Source organism: bacterium, assembly GCA_020440705.1.
In the GTDB taxonomy this organism is placed as follows: domain Bacteria; phylum Krumholzibacteriota; class Krumholzibacteriia; order LZORAL124-64-63; family LZORAL124-64-63; genus JAGRNP01.
Genome location: JAGRNP010000203.1, coordinates 1 through 3,829, shown reverse-complemented (window position 1 = coordinate 3,829; position 3,829 = coordinate 1). Strand labels below are relative to the sequence as shown.

The following is a 3,829-nucleotide window of genomic DNA, read 5'->3' as shown; positions in this document are numbered from 1 at the left end:
GAGGCGGCGCAGCAGCGGCCCCGGCACGGCCGGCTCGGCGGCGCGTCCGGCTCGCCGATCGGCCAGCTCGTGCCCGTGGGCCAGCAGGGTGTACGGCACGCCGCTCGGGCAAACGGATTCGCACGCCCGGCAGCCGATGCACTGGTCGAAGGCATCCAGGAAGGCGTCGGGAGCGTCGTCTGCCCCTGCGGCGGCGGACGCCAGCAGCCCCTCCAGGAGCACCAGACGTCCCCGCGGCGACTGGACCTCGTTCCCGGTGGCGAGGAAGGTCGCGCAGTGGGGCAGGCACAACCCGCACTGGACGCAGGTGCGCAGGATCCCGGCGAGGTCGCCGGGGGCGGGAAGCGGCTTGCTCATGGGCGCACCTCCCGACCGGCGGCGGCGAGCCAATCCGGGACCGCCCGCAGGCCGTCCGGGTCGAAGATCTCCTGCAGCGCCGCGAGCAGATCGCGCGGCACGCCCGCGGCCGGTTCGGGCAGCGGCGAGACGACACCGCCGGCGATCACGTGATCGTTGGCCCAGCCCCGGCGCGGCGTCGGCACATCCGGCGACCAGAACCGCCCGGGACCGGCAAGGAACACGAGCCGCCCGCCGCCCGGGGGCGCCGCCTCGGCGGTCGCCGGCAGCGGATCGATCGCCCACCAGTCCGGACCGGACAGGGCCCAGCCGGGCAGGAAGGCCGCCGCCAGTTCGGCGGCCTCGGCGAACGCGACCTGGCCCTCTTCGCGGACCCGGCCCCCGTGGGGCGCCACGGCGGCCTCCAGCGCGGCGGTCTTCCGCGCGAGATCCCAGGGCCGATCGCGGCCCGGCAGCAGGATGCGGGTCTCGCCGTCGGCCTCGACGACGGCCGTCGCCCCGGCGGTACCGCCCCCGCAGCCCCGCAACCAGCCCCAGAGAACGGCGAGCGTCGCGTCCGGCGCATCCCCGGGCACGACCGTCAGGCCGCGCACGGCCTCGGGCCGCGGGCGCAGGGCGAAGGTGGCCCCGAGGGTCGCCGCCCAGACGCCCCCCGCTCCGCACAGGGCGTGGTGCAAACCGTAGCCGGCCACGTTCTTGAACACCGGAGCCCCGCTGCGGAAGGCCGTGTCGGCCGCGGTCCCGAACCAGCCCGCGAGCAGCAGATCGCGGGTCGAGGCGCCGGCCAGCAGAAGCGGCCCGGTGGCGAGATGATCGACCAGGTCGCCGATCGTCGGATCGCCGCCCAAGCCCGCACCGCCGGATGGACCGGGCAGTCCCACCGGCAGCCACAGGCCGTCGGCCGCGGCCGCCGCCTGCACCTCGGACAGCCGCGCCGCCGCCGGCGCGGTGATCGTCATGTCGCGGCGCGCGCTCGCCACCACCGCGGGGACGGGCGGCATGGCGGCGTACTCCGCGGCCGGATCCGGCAGCAGCTTGCCGGGATTGAGCAGGCCCTGCGGGTCCCAGGCCCGCGCGATCCGGTGGTGGAGCCGAGCGGTCACGGCGTCCATCTGCCACGGCAACGCGTGCAGCTTCTCGATGCCGACGCCGTGCTCGCCCGTGGCGCTGCCGCCCCGCCGGATGGCGTCGGCGATGATCTCGTCGGCGGCGGCGTGGGCCGCGCGGCCGGATTCGGGATCGCGGTCGTCGTAGTGCACGCCCGGATGCAGGTTGCCGTCGCCGGCGTGGAAGGCCGTGGCGATCTCGACCCCGTGCCGCGCCTTGATGCGCTGGATCTCCGCGACGAGGTCGGGCAGTTCGCCCAGCGGCACGACGACATCCATGGTCACGTAGTTGGGGGCCAGACGACCCACCGCCCCGAAGGCCTTCTTGCGGCACTTCCACAGCTCGGCCCGCTCGGCCGCATCGGCGGCCAGGCGCACCTCGTGCGCGCCGCCGGCCAGCAGCAGCTCGCGCGCTCGGGCCGTGTCCTCGGCCACGGCCTCGGCGTCGTCCCCGAACTCGACGATCATCGCCGCCTCGACGTCGGTGGGGAAGCCGAAGGCGAAAGCCTGCTCGACAGCCTCGAGCATGGCCTGGTCGACCATCTCCACGGCCACGGGCAGCAGGCCGGCGCCGAGCAGGTCGACCACGGTGCGGGTCGCCGCGTCCAGGGCGGGGAAGAAGGCGAGCAGGGTACCGACCCGGGCCGGATCGGGAGTGAGCTTCAGGTCGGCGGCGGTGACGATGCCCAGCGTCCCCTCGGATCCGCAGAGCAGACTGACCAGGTCGAAGCCGCGGGCGCCCAGGGCGCCGTCGCCGGTGGCCAGACGCCGTCCGTCGGCCCCGACCCATTCGAGGCGCCGCAGGTGCTGCAGGGTGACGCCGTGGCGCAGGCAGTGGGGCCCGCCCGCGTTCTCGGCGATGTTGCCGCCGATGGCCGACGCCGACTGGCTCGACGGGTCGGGCGCGAAGTGCAGAGCCCGGCCGGCGGCCGCCCGGCTCACCTGCTCGTTCAGCACGCCCGGCTCGACGCGGATGCCGGGCCAGACCAGGTTGGCCTGCCCGATACGGTTCAGGCGTCCGGTGGCCAGCACGACGGCGCCTTCGGGCGGCACGGCGCCGCCGCTGAGCCCCGTGCCCGCGCCGCGGGCGACCAACGGCACCCCGGCCGCGATGCAGGCGCGCACCACTGCCGCGACCTCGTCGGCATCGGACGGCAGGGCCACGGCGACCGGTTCGCCCAGGGTCATGTGCGAGGCGTCGCGGGCGTACACGCGGCGGGCCGCCGCATCGGTCAGCAGGCCGCCGCGGGCGAGCTCCGCCGCCAGTTGCGAGGGCAACGATGGGCTCATGACTGACCTCCATTGGTCCGGTCTTCGGTCCGGTCGCTATTGCGGCCGCTCGTCCAGTCGTTGATCCGGTCGCTCCTGAAGCCTTGCGGGCGGTCGTTCTCCCGCAGGTTCCCGCCCCGGCGCCCCGGATCCTGCGCCAGGGCCCAGGCCCGGCGCAGCGGCGTGTCGCCGTCGGCCGCCGGTTCGCCGTCCTGCATGGCCGCCACGGCCGCGGGCATGAGCGCCGGTGCGCCGCGTCCCGCCGCCTGGACCCCCAGCATGGCGCCCGACTCGCCGTCGACGATCACCTTCACCACGTCTTGCGGTCCGGCCGCGTCCCATCCGGTGCCCACGAGGTGCCCCATGGCCGCGGCATCGGCCGCCGTCAGTCCGACACCGAATGCGGGCACGGGGCCGGGCACGCGGCGCGGCGACCACAGCGCACGCAACGGCCGGGTCGGTTCGCCGCGCAGATGGGCCAGCACCGTCGCGACCTCGGCCGCGGCCATGCCCTCGCCGTCGTGGGTCGGCACCGACGCCCCGACCGCGTGCAGGCCCGGCTCGGCGGTGGCCATGACCGCATCGACCTGCACGTGGCCGCGCTTGTCCAGCACGGCTTTCGTCGCCGCGAGATCCAGATCCGCCGTCGCCGGTCGCCAACCGGTCGCGACCACGAGCCTGGTCCCGGCGATCCGGTCGCGGGCGGCCCGGGCGCGATCGTCCAGGACCGCCGTGAAGCCGGACGCCGTCACCGCCACCTCGCGCAGACGCGCACGGTGGTGCACCGCGACGCCGCGGGCCGCCAGCGCGGAGGTCACCGCCGCGCCGATGTCGGCGTCGAGGCGCGGCAACAGGCGGTCGGACCTCGTCACGAGGACGACCCGCGCGCCCAGAGCGGCCAGGAACGCGGCCAGCCCCACACCGGTCGCCCCTCCGCCCACGATGGTCACGTCCCCGGGCGGTGCCGGGTCGTCCAACAGGGTGTCGGGCGTGCGCACGACGACGCCGTCGACGGCGACGCCGGGCAGCCCGGCCGGCCGCGCCTCCCGGGCGAGCAGCACGGTGCGGGCCGCGACGTCGCGGCCGTCGGGCCCCAT

At 76.2% G+C, this 3,829-nt stretch carries 3 protein-coding genes; all 3 read right to left on the bottom strand.

Annotated features, from left to right (window positions below; genetic code table 11):
- Positions 1-357, bottom strand: a 357-nt coding sequence (locus KDM41_17510) for a 4Fe-4S dicluster domain-containing protein (protein MCB1185221.1), incomplete at its 3' end; no start/stop codon positions are given.
- The gene (locus tag KDM41_17505) at positions 354-2,753 is read right to left on the bottom strand and encodes an FAD-binding protein (GenBank protein MCB1185220.1); all 2,400 of its coding nucleotides are present in this window, start codon (positions 2,751-2,753) and stop codon (positions 354-356) included. The genes KDM41_17510 and KDM41_17505, both read right to left, overlap by 4 nt.
- A partial coding sequence (locus KDM41_17500; GenBank protein ID MCB1185219.1) for an NAD(P)/FAD-dependent oxidoreductase occupies positions 2,750-3,829 on the bottom strand: 1,080 nt, incomplete at its 5' end. The genes KDM41_17505 and KDM41_17500, both read right to left, overlap by 4 nt.